This window comes from Streptomyces aureus (assembly GCF_000725495.1).
Classification (GTDB): Bacteria; Actinomycetota; Actinomycetes; order Streptomycetales; family Streptomycetaceae; genus Streptomyces; species Streptomyces aureus_B.
Genome location: NZ_JNZD01000027.1, coordinates 105411 through 122959 on the forward strand (window position 1 = coordinate 105411; position 17549 = coordinate 122959).

Below are 17549 nucleotides of genomic sequence, written 5' to 3' on the forward strand. Positions count from 1 at the left end.
CCGCACGTTGCAAGACTCTTGCTGTAAACCTTGCGTGAGCGATACGGTCACGCGGGCGTTCGGCATCGTGGCCGAAACGCTGCGCGGGGTCGGACCCGAGTACGCCGTAATCGCTAGGAGTTCACGACTGTGGACCTGATACCGAGAGGGCCGGCGAGCCGCTCCAGCCGCTCCAGGCTGCGCGCAGCCGTCCTCGCCGCCGCACTGGCCGTATCGCTTGCGCAACCCCTTGTGGCGCGGGCCCAGACCCCGCCCGCACCGCCGTCGGACGCGGCACTCGCCGCCCAGTCGTCCCGGCACGACTCCACCCGTGACCAGTTCTACTTCGTGATGCCGGATCGTTTCGCCAATGGCGACACGTCCAACGACAAGGGCGGTCTGACCGGCTCCCGGCTGTCGACGGGCTACGACCCCACCGACAAGGGCTTCTACCAGGGCGGCGACCTCAAGGGCCTGACGAAGCGGCTCGACTACATCAAGGGCCTCGGCACCACCGCCATCTGGATGGCGCCGATCTTCAAGAACCAGCCCGTCCAGGGCACCGGCAAGGACGCCTCCGCCGCCTACCACGGCTACTGGATCACCGACTTCACCAAGGTCGACCCGCACTTCGGCACCAACAAGGACCTGGAGACCCTGATCTCCAAGGCCCACGCCAAGGGCATGAAGGTCTTCTTCGACGTCATCACCAACCACACGGCCGACGTCGTCGACTACAAGGAGAAGTCCTACTCCTACCTCTCCAAGGGCGCCTTCCCGTACCTGACCAAGGACGGCAGGCCGTTCGACGACGCGGACTACGCGGACGGCACCAAGGGCTTCCCCTCGGTGGGCACCGGCTCCTTCCCCCGCACGCCGGTCGTCCCGGCCGCGAAGAAGGACGTCAAGGTCCCCGCGTGGCTCAACGACACGACGATGTACTCCAACCGCGGTGACTCCACCTACGCCGGCGAGTCCACCACCTACGGCGACTTCTCCGGCCTCGACGACCTGTGGACCGAGCGTCCCGAGGTCGTCAGCGGCATGGAGAAGATCTACGAGCGCTGGGTCCGCGACTTCGGCATCGACGGCTTCCGCATCGACACCGTCAAGCACGTGAACATGGAGTTCTGGACGCAGTGGGCGACCGCCCTCGACGCGTACGCCGCGAAGCAAGGGCGCAAGAACTTCTTCATGTTCGGCGAGGTCTACTCCGCCGACACCTCGATCACCTCGCCGTACGTCACCCAGGGCCGGCTCGACGCCACGCTCGACTTCCCGTTCCAGGACGCGGCCCGCTCGTACGCCTCCCAGGGCGGCAGCGCGCAGAAGCTCTCCGCCCTGTACGCGGACGACTACAAGTACACGACCGACAAGGCCAACGCCTACGAGCAGGTCACCTTCCTCGGCAACCACGACATGGGCCGCATCGGGTACTTCCTGAACCAGGACAACCCCAAGGCGAGCGACGCCGAGCTGCTGAAGAAGGACAGGCTCGCCAACGAGCTGATGTTCCTCGGCCGCGGCAACCCCGTCGTCTACTACGGCGACGAGCAGGGCTTCACCGGCTCCGGCGGCGACAAGGACGCCCGCCAGCCGATGTTCGCCTCCAAGATCACGGACTACCTCGACGACGACGAGATCGGCACCGACCGCACGGCCGCCAGTGACGCCTACGACTCGAACGCGCCGCTGTACAGGACCATCAGCACCCTGTCCAAGCTCCGCAAGGACAACCCGGCCCTCGCCGACGGCGTCCAGACCGAGCGCTACGCCGCCGACGGCGCGGGCGTGTACGCCTTCTCCCGCACGGACGCCAAGACCGGCACCGAGTACGTCGTCGCCGTGAACAACGCCGACGAGGCGAAGTCGGCCACGTTCGCGACCGGTTCGGCCGGCATGGACTTCCGGGCCGTATACGGAACGTCGGACTCGGTGAAGAGCGACGCGGACAAGAAGGTCACCGTCACGGTCCCGGCCGGTTCGGCGATCGTCCTCAAGGCCGCGGGCCGGCTCGCCGCCCCCGCGACCAGGCCCACGCTGACGCTGAAGGCCCCCGCCGCGGGCGCCACCGGCACCGTCGAACTGTCGGCGGACGTCACCGGCGGACAGCTCGACCGGGTCGTCTTCGCCGCCCAGACGGGCAACGGCAAGTGGCGCACCCTCGGCACCGCCGACCACGCGCCGTACAAGGTCACGCAGGCCATCGGCAAGGACGTCCCCGCCGGAACCGCCCTGCGCTACAAGGCCGTCGTCGTCGACTCGGCCGGACGCACCGCGAGCGCGACGGCCGAGTCCACCACCGGCAGCGCGCCCGCCGCCGAGGTCCCCACCGCCTCCTCGCGCGACTACGCGATCGTCCACTACAAGCGCACCGACGGCGACTACACCGACTGGCGCCTGTACGCCTGGGGCGACATCGCCGACGGCGAGGCCACCACCTGGCCGGCCGGCCACGACTTCGTCGGCCGCGACGCCTACGGCGCCTTCGCCTACGTGAAGCTGAAGCCCGGAGCCTCCAGCGTCGGCTTCCTCGTCATCGACAAGGACGGCAACAAGGACGTCGCGAGCGACCGCACGATCGACGTCACCAAGACCGGCGAGGTCTGGGTCGAGCAGGGCAAGGACACCGTCCTCACCGAGCAGCCCGACCTGCCCGCCCAGGACAAGACCAAGGCGGTCATCCACTACCACCGCGCCGACGGCGACTACACCGGCTGGGGCCTGCACGTGTGGACCGGGGCCGCGACGCCCACGGACTGGACGAAGCCCCTGGAGCCGGTGCGCACCGACGCCTACGGAGCCGTCTACGAGGTGCCGCTCGCCGAGGGCGCCGGCAGCCTCAGCTACATCATCCACAAGGGCGACGACAAGGACCTGCCCACCGACCAGTCGCTGGACCTGACGGCCAACGGCCACGAGGTGTGGCTGCTGAACGGCCAGGAGAAGTACCTGCTGCCGCAGCCCAAGGGCAGCGCCGCCGCGCTCGACCTGACCACCTCCAAGGCGATCTGGATCGACCGCTACACCGTCGCCTGGAACGGCTCCGACGCCGCCGTCTCCACCCAGCTCCTCTCGTCCCACGACGGCTCGATCGCCGTCAAGGACGGCGGGCTGACCAGCGACGACGAGCGCTGGCTGCGGCTGGAGAAGACCACCCTCACCGACGCCCAGAAGGCGAAGTACCCCCACCTGAAGGCGTACACCGCCTGGACCGTCGACCCGCGCGACCGCGACCGGGTGCGCTCCGCGCTCGGCGGCCAGCTCGTCGCCTCGCAGCGGGCCGCGAACGGCGCCGTGCTCGCGGCGACCGGCGTGCAGATCGCCGGAGCCCTCGACGACCTGTACGACGCGACCAGGGCGCACCTCGGTCCCGTCTTCCACGACGGAGTCCCCACCCTCTCGGTGTGGGCCCCCACCGCCCAGTCGGTCGCCCTCGACCTCGACGGCTCCACCGTCGCCATGAAGCGCGACTCCGCCACCGGCGTCTGGTCCGTCACCGGCAAGCGCTCCTGGACGGGCAAGCCCTACCGCTACGTCGTGAAGGTGTGGGCGCCCACCGTCCGCAAGATCGTCACCAACAAGGTCACCGACCCCTACTCACTCGCCCTGACCACCGACTCCAAGCGCAGCCTGGTCGTCGACCTCGGCGCCAAGTCGCTCGCCCCCTCCGGCTGGTCGGCGCTCAAGAAGCCCAAGGCCGTGCCGCTGCGGGACGCGCAGATCCAGGAACTGCACATCCGTGACTTCTCGGTCGCGGACGGCACCGTCCCGGCGAAGGACCGGGGCACCTACCTGGCCTTCACCGACAAGAACAGCGACGGCTCGAAGCACCTGAGGAAGCTGGCCGCGTCCGGCACCTCCTACGTGCACCTGCTGCCCGCCTTCGACATCGCCACCATCCCCGAGAGGAAGGCGGACCAGCAGAGCACCGACTGCGACCTGCCCTCCTACGCCGCCGACTCCGAGAAGCAGCAGGACTGCGTGGCGAAGATCGCCGCCAAGGACGCCTACAACTGGGGCTACGACCCGTACCACTACACGGTCCCCGAGGGCTCCTACGCCACCGACCCCGACGGCACCGGGCGCACGGTCGAGTTCCGCAAGATGGTCAAGTCGCTGAACGAGGACGGCCTGCGGGTCGTCATGGACGTGGTCTACAACCACACCGCCGCCAGCGGCCAGGCCGACACCAGCGTCCTCGACAAGGTCGTCCCCGGCTACTACCAGCGGCTCCTCGCCGACGGCAGTGTCGCCAACTCCACCTGCTGCTCCAACACGGCGACCGAGAACGCCATGATGGGCAAGCTGGTCGTCGACTCGATCGTCACCTGGGCCAAGGAGTACAAGGTCGACGGCTTCCGCTTCGACCTCATGGGACACCAGCCCAAGGCCAACATCCTCGCGGTCAGGAAGGCCCTCGACGGCCTCACCGTCGCCAAGGACGGCGTCGACGGCAAGAAGATCATCCTGTACGGCGAGGGCTGGAACTTCGGCGAGGTCGCCGACGACGCCCGCTTCGTCCAGGCCACCCAGAAGAACATGGCCGGGACGGGCATCGCGACCTTCTCCGACCGTGCCCGTGACGCCGTCCGCGGCGGGAGCCCCTTCGACTCCGACCCCGGGGTCCAGGGCTTCGCCTCGGGCCTGTACACCGACCCCAACTCCTCCACCGCCAACGGCACCCCGGCCGAGCAGAAGGCCCGCCTGCTGCACTACCAGGACCTGATCAAGATCGGTCTGACCGGCAACCTGGCGGCGTACCGCTTCACCGACAGCGACGGCAAGGAGGTCAAGGGCTCCGAGGTCGACTACAACGGCCAGCCCGCGGGCTACGCGGCCGCGCCCGGCGACGCGCTCGCCTACGCCGACGCGCACGACAACGAGTCGCTGTACGACGCGCTGACGTACAAGCTGCCCGCGTCGACGAGCGCCGCCGACCGGGCCCGGATGCAGGTCCTCGCGATGGCGACGGCCACGCTCTCGCAGGGCCCGTCCCTCTCCCAGGCCGGCTCCGACCTGCTGCGCTCCAAGTCCCTGGACCGCAACTCCTTCGACAGCGGCGACTGGTTCAACGCGATCCACTGGAACTGCCAGGCCGGCAACGGCTTCGGGCGCGGACTGCCGATGTCCGCGGACAACTCCTCGAAGTGGCCGTACGCCAAGCCGCTGCTGACCTCCGTGAAGGTGGGCTGCGGCCAGATCGACGGCACCTCGGCGGCCTTCCAGGACCTGCAGCGGATCCGTACGGGCGAGAAGGTCTTCTCGCTCGCCACGGCCGCCCAGGTGCAGTCGCAGCTCTCCTTCCCGCTGTCGGGCAAGGACGAGACCCCCGGAGTGATCACCGCCCGCCTCGGCGACCTGGTGATCGTCTTCAACGCGACCCCGGAGAAGCAGAAGCAGACCGTCGGCTCCCTCGCCGGTACCGGGTACGAGCTGCACCCGGTGCAGGCGTCGGGCGCGGACGCGGTCGTCAAGTCCTCGTCCTACGCGAAGGACACGGGCGCGTTCACCGTGCCGGCCCGGACGGTGGCGGTGTTCACCAGGACCCCGTGACCACGGCCTGAACCCGTGACGGAGTCCTGACCCGGCGGGGGCGGCTCCGGAACACCCGAGCACGAGGGGTGTCCGGAGCCGCCCCCGCCTTCCGTTCCCGAGGGGTGGGACGTCCGCCCGCACACACCCGCCGCCCCGCCGGGCGGCGGTTAGGGTGACCGGAGACCCCCGGAACAGGAGCACCCATGCCGCAGATCACCGTCGAGTACTCCCCGGCGCTCGACCACGTCGACTGGCGGGCGTTCGCGCTCGCGCTGCACCCCGTGGTCGTCGAGACGGCCGCCGCCCGGCTGGAGGCGTGCAAGACGCGCACCCTGCGGACCACGGACGAGGTCGTGGGCGACGTGGTGGGAGGCGACAGGGGCCCGGCCGTCGTGAACGTCACGCTCGCGCTGCTCGCGGGCCGCAGCGAGGAGACCAGGGCGAAGCTGTCCGAGGCCACGCTGGAACTGCTGCGCAAGCACATCGAACCCGTCGACGGCGTCACGCTGCACGTCTCGGCCGAGGTGCGCGACCTCGACCCGTCCTACCGGAAGTTCGAGGAGTAGCGGGCGCGGTCCACGGCCCGGCCGGCGGAGCGGTCCACGCCCCCGGCGGCGAAGCGGTCTACGCCGTCGGCGGCTCGGCGAGGGCGAGCAGCCGGACGACGAGGTCGGTGAACGGCCCGTCGCCCGGTTCGCCCCGAAGTCCCTTGCGCAGCAGGTCGGCGACCTCCGGGTCGTAGGCGGCGGCCACGGCCGACAGGGCCGCGAAGTCGTGCACGAGCTGCACCTCGAGCTCGGCGCGCGGGATGCGTCGTCCGTCCAGCCAGATCAGCGCGGTCGACTCGACGAGCGAGATCCAGGACCGGATCACCAGCTCGAGCCGGGCGGGCGGCTCCTCGACGTCGAGATGCGACAGTATCCGGAGGTAGGCCGCCTGCCGCACGCCGTCCACGAGCGCGTTGGTGGTGGACGAGCCGACGGCCGGGCCGCCCCGCATCAACGCGGCGAAGCCGGGCCCGTGGTCGTCCACGAAGTCGAAGAACCGGCGCATCACACGCAGCAGCCGGGCGCCCAGGGGCCCCTCCCGGGGCTCCACGAACCGTCCGGCGAGGTCGTCGGAGGCGCGCTGCAACGCGGCTTCGTACAGGCTGAGTTTGCCCGGGAAGTAGTGGTACACCAACGGGCGCGAGATGCCCGCGGCCGAGGCTATCTCGTCGATGGAGACCTCGTCGGGCGAGCGTCGGCTGAACAGTTCCAGGGCGACGCCGATGAGCTGCTGCCGTCGCTCCTCGACACCCATCCTGCGGCGTACCCCGGTTGTCATGCGGACACCTTACCGATCGGATCCGGCCCGGAACGGGCCGGTCCGATCGGCGGATGTTCACATGTCCAGCACGATGGGGCCACCTCGTGTCCGCGAGACGCAGATGAGCATGGAGTCGTCACGCTCCGCGTCCGTCAGCAGGTCGTCCCGGTGCTCGACCTCCCCTTCCAGGACCCGTTGCCGGCAGGTTCCGCAGAATCCCTGCTCGCAGGAGTACATCATGTCCGGCAGTTCCGCGCGGACGGCCGCGAGGACCGTCGAGCCGGCGGGCACGGTCACCGTGCGTCCGCTGCGCCGCAGTTCGACCTCGAAGGCGGTGTCGCCCGCGGCGGGCGCGCCGGCGGTGAACCGCTCCAGGTGCAGCGCCGAACCGGCCGGGATCCGTGCCTCGACCGCGGCCATGAGCCCGTCGGGACCGCAGCAGTAGACCGCCGTGCCCTCGGCGAGGTCCGCGAACAGCGCGTCCAGGTCCGGCAGTCCGTCCTCGTCCTGGGCGACGACGGTGACCCGGGTGCGGTCCAGCTTCCCGGTCTCCTCCAGGAACGGCATCGAGGCGCGGGTCCGGCCGCCGTACAGCAGCCGCCAGTCGGTGCCCTCCGGCAGGGACCGCAGCATGGGCAGGACGGGGGTGATGCCGATGCCGCCCACGACGAAGACGTACGCCGGCGCCTCCACGAGCGGGAAGCGGTTGCGCGGTCCGCGGACCTCGACCCGGCTGCCCACCCGCAACCGTTCGTGCACCTCCCGCGATCCGCCCCGCCCGTCCTCGACGAGCCGGGTCGCGACCGTGTACGAGGAGCGGTCCTCCGGGTCCCCGCACAGCGAGTACTGCCGGACGAGCCCCGAGGGCAGCACCAGGTCGAGATGGGCTCCCGGCTCCCACGGCGGCAGGTCCGTCCCCTCCAGACGCAGCAGCACGACCCCGTCGGCGACGCGCTCGTGCCGGGCGACCCGCAGCGCGAGGGTCCGGGAGCGGGGCCGGCCCGAGACGGGGTCCTCCAGCGCGGGCAGGGGCCACAGCGGTGACGTCCCGATCCGGCGGCGCAGCGCACGCCGTACGAGCACGGCGGCGCCGGCGACCGCGACGACGGTCCGCAGCCTGGGCGTCACGCGGCACCCGCCTCCCGCTCGGCGGCCGCGGCGGCCGTCGCGGCGGGGGAGGAGGCCAGATACGCGGCCGCCTGCTCGGTGGAACCCTCCTGCGAGGGGTGGTAGGAGCGGCTGAGATAGCGGGGGACCGACTTCAACAGGTCCCCGGTCGGCGGCAGCACACCCCGCTTCCCACCGGTGTAGAAGTCCTTGAGGCTCGCCCTGCCGTCCAGGAGCGTCGGGTCGTTCTCCATGAAGAACCGGGCCCCGCGCTGCCACAGGAAGACGAGCGCGGTGAACGCGGTCGCCCAGGTCCGGGCGCGGCGGCGGTAGCTGCCGTCGACGTGCTGGAACAGGTCGAAGGCCACCGAGCGGTGCTCGACCTCCTCAGCGCCGTGCCAGCGCAGCAGATCCAGCATGACCGGATCGGCGCCCCGCCGGTCCAGCTCGTCCGCGTTCAGGATCCAGTCGCCGAGGAAGGCCGTGTAGTGCTCGATCGCGGCGATCAGGGCGACGCGCTCCAGCAGCCACCAGCGGCGCGCCCGTCCCGGGGGCAGGGTCCGGTCGCCGAGCAGCTTCTCGAAGAGCCAGTCGACCTGCGCGGTGTACGGCGTCGGGTCGAGTCCGAGCTCCGCCAGGTGGGGCAGCACCTCGTCGTGGGCCTGCGAGTGCGTCGCCTCCTGCCCGATGAACCCGATGACGTCCTCGCGCAGCCGCTCGTCGCGGATGAGGGGCAGGGCCTGCCGGTACACGTGCACGAACCACCGCTCGCCGGCCGGCAGCAGCAGGTGCAGCACGTTGATGGTGTGCGTGGCGAACGGGTCGTCCGGCACCCAGTGCAGCGGTGTGTCCTGCCACGAGAACGACACCTTCCGCGCCTTGAGAGCCGTCCGCTCGGACTCGACCGGCCGGGGCGGCCGGGCCTGGGTGTTAGACATGGCGTCAATGTACTGATGGGTAGGCGCTCGGAGAAGACCTCTGCGCCCACTTGTTTACATCAGTGTCAGCAACTCCGCCGGCGGGGCCGTGGGGCCCCGGAACTCAGCGCAGCCCGCTGATGTCCCGGCCGTCCGCCAGGGTCCCCTTCAGCTCGGCCCGCGCTCCCTGCTCCGCCCGCACGGTGAGCAGCGGGCCCGCCGCGGAACCGCTCACCCCGCCGGTCGCGGTGATCGACGCCGTGTCCTTGCCGCCGGCCGCGAGGAGGTACCAGTTGCCCCCGGCCGACTTCCACAGCACACCGGCCAGCACGTGCGGATCGCGGGAACCGCACGCGGGGGAGTTCTCGGCCTTCGCGGTGACCGCCCCGTACGTCCCGCCGGGGGTGCGGAACTGGGCCAGCACCCGGGTACCGCCGCCCCGCCAGGTGTCGGCCCGGGTGCACACCCAGGACGCCGGTCCGCTCCCGTCGGGCAGCGGCTGGCGCGCGTACTCCCAGGCGTTCACGGTTCGCACGCCCCCCGAGCGCAGCGTGGCCAGCGAGCACGAGAAGGGCGCCCACTCCCGCAGGTCCTGCGCCCCCGCCGTGTCCCGGGGCGCGGCCGGCCGGCCCGCGGTGAGACGGGCCGGGACCAGTTCCCCGAGGTCGGTCAGCAGTCGGGTGCCCGTGGCGTCCTTGACCTGGAGCACGTTCCACGACGTGCACGCGCCCGTCGCCGGCGGCCCGGCCAGCGGGGAGGTGGAGCCGTCCGCGGACAGCGTGAGGTCCATCGCCCCGGCCGAGGGCTTCAGCAGGTCGCGCTCCGCCGCGCCGGTCACCCAGGGCGCGGTCAGATAGCGGACGTTGCCGTCGGCCCGGCCCAGCACCACCGCGCTCGCCTCGGCGCCGCTCGCCCCGTCCACCCGCGCGAAGTCCAGGGCCGCGCCGCCGGTGCCGTCCTTCGGCTCGGCGTAGCGCACGATGCGCAGACCGTCGTAGAGGAGCACCACGCGGGCCTGGTCGACGACGCCCGCGTACAGCAGCTGGGGCGGTCCCGGCGGGGCGCCGGAGGGAGTGCCGGGGGTCGCCGAGACCTGGACGGACTCGCCCGGCCGGGCCCAGACGGCGAGCGCGCGGCGCAGCAGCGCGGTGTCGTCGGCGAGGCCGCCGCGGGCCGGCCACACGGAGAAGTCGGTGCGCGCGGCGGACTCCCAGGCGGCGGGCGCCACCCGCTCCAGCCGGGCCGGGTCGAGCGCGGCCTCGGCGGCCGGGTTCTGCGCGTAGGACGGGGCGGCGGCGCCGTCCGGGCCCCAGCCGTCGCCCGGCAGCAGGAGCAGCGCGCCGCACACCGCGACGGCGGCGGTGGCGGCGAGCGCGGCCTTGGTGTGCTGCCTGCGGCGCAGCAGATCGGTCGGCCGGGCCTGGAGCGAGCAGGGGTCGAACTCGGGGGAGCGGAGCAGCGCGTCCCGCGGCTCGACGCCCGCGGCCTCCTTCAGCGCCGCGGCCGGGTCCCCGACCCCCGCGGCGGTCAGCACCCGGCGCAGCGGAGCGTCGGCCAGCCGCTCCAGACCGCGCAGCGCGTACGCGGCGCGGGCCGGGGCCGAGAGTGCGGACAGCCGCTGGTCCAGGGCGAGTTCGTCGGCGCCGCCCGAGCGCGGGAAGAGCCGCAGGCCCCACACCTGGGGGAGCAGCGGGGGCAGCTGGGACCGCTTGGGCCATGCCCACCGCCGCAGCGGCAGCCCCGCCTCCAGCGCGGCGCGCACCACCTGGAGCCGTACGAAGGCGTAGCCCGGGTCCCCGTCGCGGCCGCCGCCGCTCTGCTGGGCCGGGATCACCGACGTGTCGCCCGCCGCCCGGCCCCGCGGCAGGGCCCGCTGGGTGAGGGCGTGCGCGGTCAGCACCCTGCGGTTGCGGCCGAGGCTCGGCGGAAGCATCAGATAGGCGAGCCGGACCAGCCGCGGGTAGTGCTCGACGAGCGCGGCCTCGGCCTGCTCGACGTCGACGACAGCTCCGGAGGAGGGTGCGGGGCGCGGGGCTACATCCTGTGACTGCACGTTCAGCAGAACGAGCGAACCGGTGGATGGTCACCGGCCCCGCGCGGCGCTCAGTCCGCGGACTCCCCGGGCTCCACGAGAAGGCGCGCGTAGTTCGCCATCGACCGCTGGTAGCGCGGCAGATGAGGGGCCAGCGCGCCGATCACCAGGGCCAGGCCCTCGCGTTCACGGCCGAGATCGGCGAGGCACAGGGCCAGGGTGGCCCGTACCGCGTCGTCCAGTTCGTCCGAGGGGGCGACCAGTTCGGGGGTGAGCAGCTTGACGCCCTCGTCCGCCTGGCCGACGTTCCGCAGCGAACTGGACAGCTGGATCTTCGCCCGGCGGCCCTTGTACCCGCTCAGGCCGCGGGACAGTGCCTCGCGGTAGAGGGGGACGGCGCGGTCGGAGTGGCCCGTCGAGTCCCAGGCGCAGGCCTGCTCGAAGGGGCCGAGGGGGCTGTCCGCGGGCAGTTCGGCGACCAGCGCGTCGATCACCGCCCGGAAGTCCGCCGCCTGCTCCTCCGCGTAGTCCTCGAAGCCGGCCCAGGCCGCCGCCGTACGCTCTTCCCAGTCTTCGTTCACGGGTGCCACCCTCGCACAGCCGTGTCCCCGGCGGTACCGGGTTCCCCGTCCGCGCCGGGGGCCGATTGAGCGCCGGGCGGCCGGGAGCCGTATCGAAGGCAGAGCCCTCGCCGGGGCTCTTCTCGGCGTGGACGCCGACAGGTACCGGAGGAACGTATGAGGTTGACACGCGGGACGCTTCTGGCCGGGGCGGCCGTGGCCGCCCTGGTGGCCCTGACCGGCTGCGGCGGCGGATCGGACGGCAAGGACGCGGCGGCGAAGCAGACCGTCCCGCCCACGGCGACCGGCAGTCTGGAGGAGCTGGCGGCCGAGGTGAAGTGCAAGCCGAGCATCCAGACCGACGCGGACGAGATCCGCCAGGGCGTCTGCAAGATCGGCTCGGGCAAGTTCATCCTGGCGACCTTCGCCACCGACCGCGGCCAGCGCGAGTGGCTCGACGGGGCCAAGGACTACGGCGGCTTCTATCTCGTGGGCGCGAAGTGGGTCGCCGTCGGCGAGCAGAAGATGGTCACGACGCTGCGCGGCCGGCTGGGCGGGACCCTGGAGCAGGGGACCCAGCACGGGGCCGGTCACTCCGGTCACCACAGCGGCTGACCGCGGGGTCCCGGCCCGGTCGCCGCGGCGGCCGGGCGGGCAGGATCCGGGCGGACGACACGACAGAAGGCCGGTGACGGGAGATCCCGCCACCGGCCTTCGTCTCAGGGTGTCACCTGAACCGTCTCAAGGTCCTACCTGCAACGCTGACCGTTGTTGATGCAGTTGACCATCTTGTTCATCAGGTTCTCGTCGAAGACGTTGATGAAGTCGTCGTGGTCGGTGGCGGCCTTGTGGAGCTGCTCCGGGAAACCGTCCACCGCGTAGGCGTTCTTGATCTGCCCGTTGGTGAGGGTCGGGGCCCGGAAGCCGTAGACCAGGCGCATCGTGAGCTGCGGGATCGCCTTGAAGCCGTTGGCGCAGTTGCCCTGGGCGTCGGCGAAGGCCACGTGCGTACGGTGGTTCGCGCTGTCGGCGTTCACACCGTCCCAGCAGCTCTGGAAGGCGAAGGTGCGGACCACGGTGCTGCCGCGCGGGCAGATCGGGTACTGCTGCGTGAGCTGCACCTTGTTCTCGAAGCCGGTGCAGCTCCAGTGAGCGTTGGCGTTCGCCAGACCGTTGGTCGTGGTCTTGGCGTCACCGGTGATGATGCGCAGGAACTTCGGCATCGCGACGACCTTGCTCTTCGCGTTGCCGACGAACTTGATCTGCGCCTGCTTCACCTGCTGGATCGCGCCGACGTTGAGTTCCTTGCCGCCGCCCAGGTTGTTCTGGTCGAAGTCCTGCGTGCCGTTCTGGATACGCACGACCGGCCAGTAGTACGACGACTTGTCGCCCTGGTTGGAGCACGACGTCTGGGCCGCCGCGAAGGTGTCGTTGGTGGCGAAGGCGTCGTTCGACTGGTTGCCGACGTAGTCGTGCAGGTGGTGCGCACCGTTGGTGACACCGGGAGCCACGATCACGTTGTCCGTGTTGAACTTCTTGTTCGCGTTGACACCGCAGGAGCTGCTGAACGTACCGGACGAACCGCCGGCCTGGGTCCGGGCCTTGGCGGGAACGTTCGGCTGGACCTTGGTGATGTCGACGAAGTCGGCCGCGACCGGACCGTTGCCGGCCTGTCCGCCGTTGCCCGCCTGGGCACCGCCGGCCGGGGCGCTCGCGCTCGCGGAGGCACCCGCGCCCGCGTTGCCGCCCGCGTTCCCGCCGGCCGGGGCGCTCGCGGACGGAGCGGCGGTGGCGCCGCCGTTGTTCTGCCCGCCGTTGTTCTGTCCGCCGGTGTTCTGCCCGGCGGCAGGCTGGCCCGTGCAGGTGGAGAGACCGTCGAGCCAGCCCGGAGCCTTGCCGCCGACGCGGTTGATCTCCAGCTTGATCCGGTCGATGATCACCTGCCGGTTCTGCTTCAGCGGCGTGAGGATGGAGTTCTGGACGAAGCTCGCGTCCCTCGTCTGCGCGTCACGCGTGGTGGCGAGCCGCTGGTAGGCAGCCGTGATCTGCTGGTCCAGCGTCGCCAGTTCCCCGTCGACCTGGCCACGGGCCTGGTTCGGGACGTTGGACAGCTTCTGGCCGACGTCCGGACACTGGATGGTGGCCACCTGCGCCGGAGCGGCCTTGGTGGTGTTACGGCCCGAGTTGCTCTCGTGCGCCGAGGCGTAGAAATTCGCCCAGACCAGCCCACCCCCACCGATCGCGAGCGCTGCCGACGCGGCAACGGCGCGAACGGCCATCGGCGAACGTCGTTTTCGAATGTTGCGTCCCATGGAACTCCTCTGACTTCCTTGCGGGGCAGCGAGGCGCCCGACAGGAGTGAAGCGGCTCCATTCCATACGCAGGAGGTGCGCGAGGTGTTCAGGGGTCTCGAAAGAATCTTAGAAAGCCGTGAGACCAATTCGGTCACAATGGTCCCAGAAGCCCGCGAATTCCCGGGAGTTGATCTCGGAATTCAGGTTTGAGATCGCTTTTTTTGACTTGTGTTCAGTGGATGCCAGGGCCTGGACGGACTCAACTGCCCTTCCAGGCAGTCGAGTTCGTGATCGTCCAATTGTCGTGGTGCTCCCGGGTCCGGGGAAATTGCCGGAATTTCAGAGGCCGAGGACCTTCGCCTCCACCGCGGGATCCAGTCCGACGGCCGGCCGGTCGGTGCGCCGGGGCGCGGCACCGCCGAGCGACCGGAGCCAGTGCCAGGTGTCCTCGACGGTCTCCTCGACCGGCCGGCACCGCAGCCCCGTCCGCAGCGTCCGCCCGACGCCGAGCGCGTACACCGAGTCGTGCAGTTCGCCGGTGGGCGGGACCCACACCGGAAGCTGCGTCCACGGGTCGATCCCGGCGGCCAGCACCGTCTCCGGGTCCGTCCAGCGCAGTTCGGCCCGCGACCCGGTGGCCCGGACGCAGGCGTCGAGCAGCGCGCCCATCGTCGCGTGCCCCGGGGCGGAGGCCAGGTTGTACGCCCCCGTGTGTTCCGCCTCCACCGCGCCGAGGATCCACTCCGCCAGGTCCCGGACGTCGACGTACTGGAGCGGCAGTTCGCGGGGTCCGGGGGCGAGTACCGGCCCCCCGGCCGCGATCCGCCCCAGCCACCAGGGCAGCCGTCCGACGTTCTCGTACGGTCCGAGGATCAGCCCGCACCGCACGAGCAGCGAACGCGCGTCGCCGAAGGCCTCGACGGCGGCGAGTTCCCCGCCGCGCTTGTCCAGGGCGTACTCCGTCGCGTCGGCGCCGGCCGAAGCGCCCTCCACGAGCGGCGCCTCCTCGGTGTACCCGGCGGCGCGGGGCCAGGTGTACACCGAGCAGCTCGACACGTACACATGGCGGGCCACCCGTCCGGCCAGCAGGCGGGCCGCGTCGCGCACCGGCCGCGGGGCCGCCGACCAGGTGTCGACGACGGCGTCCCAGGTGTCCGTGGTGCCCGCGAGCGCCGCGAGCCCGTCCGGCGAGGTGCGGTCGCCGAGCAACGACCGTGCCCCGGGCGGGGGTTCGTGGTTCCCGCGGTGGAGGAGGGTGACGTCCCACCCCCGGGCGAGGGCCGCCTCCACGACCGCGCGCCCCACGAACTCCGTACCGCCCAGCATCAGAAGTCTGCGTGTCATGGGGACGACTGTGCCCGCCCGGGCCGCCCGGGGGAACGCGAATCTGCCGACAGGAGATCCGCGGGTACGGCCGGGCGGGCCGGGCAGACGGCGGGAGTGCCCGCCGGAAAGGTCAACGGCCGGTCGGCGGCGTGTACTTGTAGCCCACCCGGCGCACCGTCTGGATCGTCTGCCGGTGCCGGCTGCCGAGCTTGCGGCGCAGCCGTGCGACATGGACGTCGACGGTCCGTCCGTCGCCGACGTGTCCGTAGCCCCACACCGTGGACACCAACTGGTCGCGGGTGTGCACCCGGTGCGGATGCCGGACGAGATGCGCGAGCAGCTCGAACTCCAGATAGGTGAGGTCCAGCGCCTGCCCGTCGACCTCGGCGGTGCGCTGCACCGGGTCGACGCGCACGAGCGGGTCGGCGGGAGCGTCACCCGCGTCGTCCGGGAGAGCGCCGCCGACGGGGGCGGGGCCCGTCACGGCGGCCGGCAGCAGGGGCTGCTGGTCCGCCGGCACCAGGACCAGGTAGCCGATCATCGGCGGCTGTCCCGGCAGGACGGGCAGCGCGTTCTGCGGGGCGGGCAGCCAGGTGGCGCCCGGCGGAAGGAAGGTGGCAACGTCCGCGACCTCGTCCCGGTCGACTGCGCGCAGCCGGTGCCGCGCCGGGGCGGCCGGGGGAGCGGGGGACGGGGAGGTCGCGACGGAGGAGAAGGAACGGGTGGTCGCCATGAGAGGTCAGCTCTTTCGCGCGAGAAGTTCGTCGGGAGGTTCGACGGCCGCGAGTTCGTGGTCGGGGCGGTCGAGGACGTACGTCGTGCGCGCTGGCCGAAGGCCGGGGTGTACGGCTTTAGAGGGCCCGCGCGTTCGTCGCGCGACAACACACCCGGTCGAAGTCGTGGTGCTGACGGGAAGGCCAGAAGGGCTCGAGGTCATGGCGACCCGTCGCGAGGCACTTCCGGAAGTTGGCCATGCACCCATTGAAGCAGACACGCCCCCGCAACAGGAGCCTCCTCTCACTGCTCGGACGCCTCCTTGGCGGGAAGTCGCCGCGGAACGGATCCGCCTGCCGCGACCGGGCTCCTGACAGGGCCTTCGACCGGGCCCTCCGACGCCGGTCACGGGTCCGCGGACAGCACGAGGGGGCGCCCACCGTGACGGTGGACGCCCCCTCGGAAGTGCTGCGCGGGATCAGACCTGGCCGGCCTTCTCCAGGGCGGTGCAGCAGGTGTCGACGATCAGACGCGTCACGACGTACGGGTCGACGTTCGCGTTGGGGCGGCGGTCCTCGATGTAGCCCTTGCCGTCCTTCTCGACCTGCCACGGGATGCGGACCGAGGCACCGCGGTCGGAGACGCCGTAGCTGTACTCGTTCCACGGGGCGGTCTCGTGCAGACCCGTCAGGCGGTCGTCGATGCCGGCGCCGTAGTTCTTGACGTGGTCCATCGGCTTCGAGCCCTCGCCGAGCGACTCGCACGCGGTGATGATCGCGTCGTAGCCCTCGCGCATCGCCTTGGTGGAGAAGTTGGTGTGCGCGCCCGCGCCGTTCCAGTCGCCCTTCACCGGCTTCGGGTCCAGCGTCGCGGAGATGTCGAAGTCCTCGGCGGTGCGGTAGAGCAGCCAGCGGGCCACCCACAGCTGGTCCGAGACCTCGAGCGGCGACAGCGGGCCGACCTGGAACTCCCACTGGCCGGGCATGACCTCGGCGTTGATGCCGGAGATGCCGAGACCCGCCTTGAGGCAGTTGTCCAGGTGCGCCTCGACGACGTCACGGCCGAAGATCTCGTCGGCGCCGACACCGCAGTAGTAGCCGCCCTGAGCGGCCGGGAAGCCGCCCTCGGGGAAGCCGAGCGGGCGCGAGCCCTTGAAGAAGGTGTACTCCTGCTCGATGCCGAAGATCGACTCCTGGGCGGCGAAGCGCCCGGCGACCTCGGCCAGCGCGGCACGGGTGTTGGACTCGTGCGGCGTCATGTCGATGTTGAGGACCTCGCACAGGACGAGGATGTCGTCGCCGCCGCGGATCGGGTCCGGGTAGCTGGCCACGGGCTTGAGCACACGGTCCGAGGAGTGCCCCTCGGCCTGGTTCGTCGAGGAGCCGTCGAAGCCCCAGATCGGCAGTTCCGCACCCTTGGCGTCGTCGGCCAGGATCTTCGTCTTGGAACGGAGCTTGGCCGTCGGCTCGGTGCCGTCGATCCAGATGTACTCAGCCTTGAAGCTCACGGGCCACATCCTTCGGGGTGGGTCTTGATCGCACTTGCGGGTGCTGCGGCGCTGCGGCACTGGGGCGCCGCCGGGGATGACCGGAAGCCTGTCAACCAGCGATTTCCCGAGCATTGCCCGAATGTGAACCCCGTGTTACCTGGGCCCTATGTGCCCGGTGTCACACGCCCCGCGCCGCCGCCCACGCCGGCCCTTGGCCGTTCGCGGCTGCGATCGTCCGCCCGGCCGTCCCGCGGCGCCGCGGTGAGCCCGCGCGGGGCCGCTCGT

The 17549-nt window shown here is 71.4% G+C and carries 12 protein-coding genes; 3 read left to right on the forward strand and 9 right to left on the reverse strand.

What is annotated here, in order from left to right:
* Positions 1 to 135: 135 nt before the first annotated feature.
* Entirely contained in the window at positions 136 to 5535 is a 5400-nt protein-coding gene (pulA, locus tag IO36_RS28545; RefSeq protein ID WP_037624036.1) for a pullulanase-type alpha-1,6-glucosidase, read from the forward strand.
* A gap of 185 nt (positions 5536 to 5720) precedes the next feature.
* On the forward strand, positions 5721 to 6083 hold the full coding sequence (locus IO36_RS28550) for a 5-carboxymethyl-2-hydroxymuconate Delta-isomerase (protein ID WP_037623935.1): 363 nt from the start codon (positions 5721 to 5723) through the stop codon (positions 6081 to 6083).
* A gap of 58 nt (positions 6084 to 6141) precedes the next feature.
* On the opposite strand, the gene IO36_RS28555 is transcribed toward IO36_RS28550, so the two are convergent.
* The 5 genes from IO36_RS28555 to IO36_RS28575 form a co-directional block, all read right to left on the reverse strand.
* Entirely contained in the window at positions 6142 to 6843 is a 702-nt protein-coding gene (locus tag IO36_RS28555) for a TetR/AcrR family transcriptional regulator (RefSeq protein WP_107065831.1), read from the reverse strand.
* A gap of 57 nt (positions 6844 to 6900) precedes the next feature.
* A complete protein-coding gene (locus IO36_RS28560; protein ID WP_037623937.1) occupies positions 6901 to 7953 on the reverse strand; it encodes a PDR/VanB family oxidoreductase in 1053 nt (350 codons plus the stop codon).
* Positions 7950 to 8870 (reverse strand): metal-dependent hydrolase, encoded by a 921-nt coding sequence (locus tag IO36_RS28565; protein WP_037623939.1) that lies wholly within the window; start codon positions 8868 to 8870, stop codon positions 7950 to 7952. Before IO36_RS28565 ends, IO36_RS28560 begins: the two co-directional genes overlap by 4 nt.
* 103 nt (positions 8871 to 8973) lie before the next feature.
* Positions 8974 to 10902 carry a hypothetical protein gene (locus IO36_RS28570; protein ID WP_037623940.1) on the reverse strand — a complete coding sequence of 643 codons (1929 nt, stop codon included), beginning with the start codon at positions 10900 to 10902 and terminating at the stop codon, positions 8974 to 8976.
* A 50-nt stretch (positions 10903 to 10952) separates the two neighbouring features.
* Entirely contained in the window at positions 10953 to 11462 is a 510-nt protein-coding gene (locus IO36_RS28575) for a tetratricopeptide repeat protein (RefSeq protein ID WP_387708748.1), read from the reverse strand.
* A 156-nt stretch (positions 11463 to 11618) separates the two neighbouring features.
* On the opposite strand from IO36_RS28575, the gene IO36_RS28580 reads away from it, so the two are divergent.
* Complete coding sequence (locus IO36_RS28580) at positions 11619 to 12056, forward strand: hypothetical protein (protein ID WP_037623942.1); 438 nt, start codon at positions 11619 to 11621, stop codon at positions 12054 to 12056.
* Positions 12057 to 12190: 134 nt separating this feature from the next.
* On the opposite strand, the gene IO36_RS28585 is transcribed toward IO36_RS28580, so the two are convergent.
* The 4 genes from IO36_RS28585 to glnII all read right to left on the reverse strand — a co-directional run bounded on the left by IO36_RS28585 (position 12191) and on the right by glnII (position 17282).
* Positions 12191 to 13753 carry a DUF1996 domain-containing protein gene (locus IO36_RS28585; RefSeq protein ID WP_037623943.1) on the reverse strand — a complete coding sequence of 521 codons (1563 nt, stop codon included), beginning with the start codon at positions 13751 to 13753 and terminating at the stop codon, positions 12191 to 12193.
* Between the two features lie 321 nt (positions 13754 to 14074).
* Positions 14075 to 15079 carry an SDR family oxidoreductase gene (locus IO36_RS28590; RefSeq protein WP_245173520.1) on the reverse strand — a complete coding sequence of 335 codons (1005 nt, stop codon included), beginning with the start codon at positions 15077 to 15079 and terminating at the stop codon, positions 14075 to 14077.
* A 112-nt stretch (positions 15080 to 15191) separates the two neighbouring features.
* Positions 15192 to 15794, reverse strand: coding sequence for a winged helix-turn-helix domain-containing protein (locus tag IO36_RS28595; protein WP_037623945.1), 603 nt, complete (start codon positions 15792 to 15794; stop codon positions 15192 to 15194).
* 459 nt (positions 15795 to 16253) lie between these two features.
* Positions 16254 to 17282: a glutamine synthetase gene (glnII, locus tag IO36_RS28600; RefSeq protein WP_037623947.1), complete on the reverse strand. Its 1029-nt coding sequence runs from the start codon at positions 17280 to 17282 to the stop codon at positions 16254 to 16256.
* Positions 17283 to 17549: the final 267 nt, after the last annotated feature.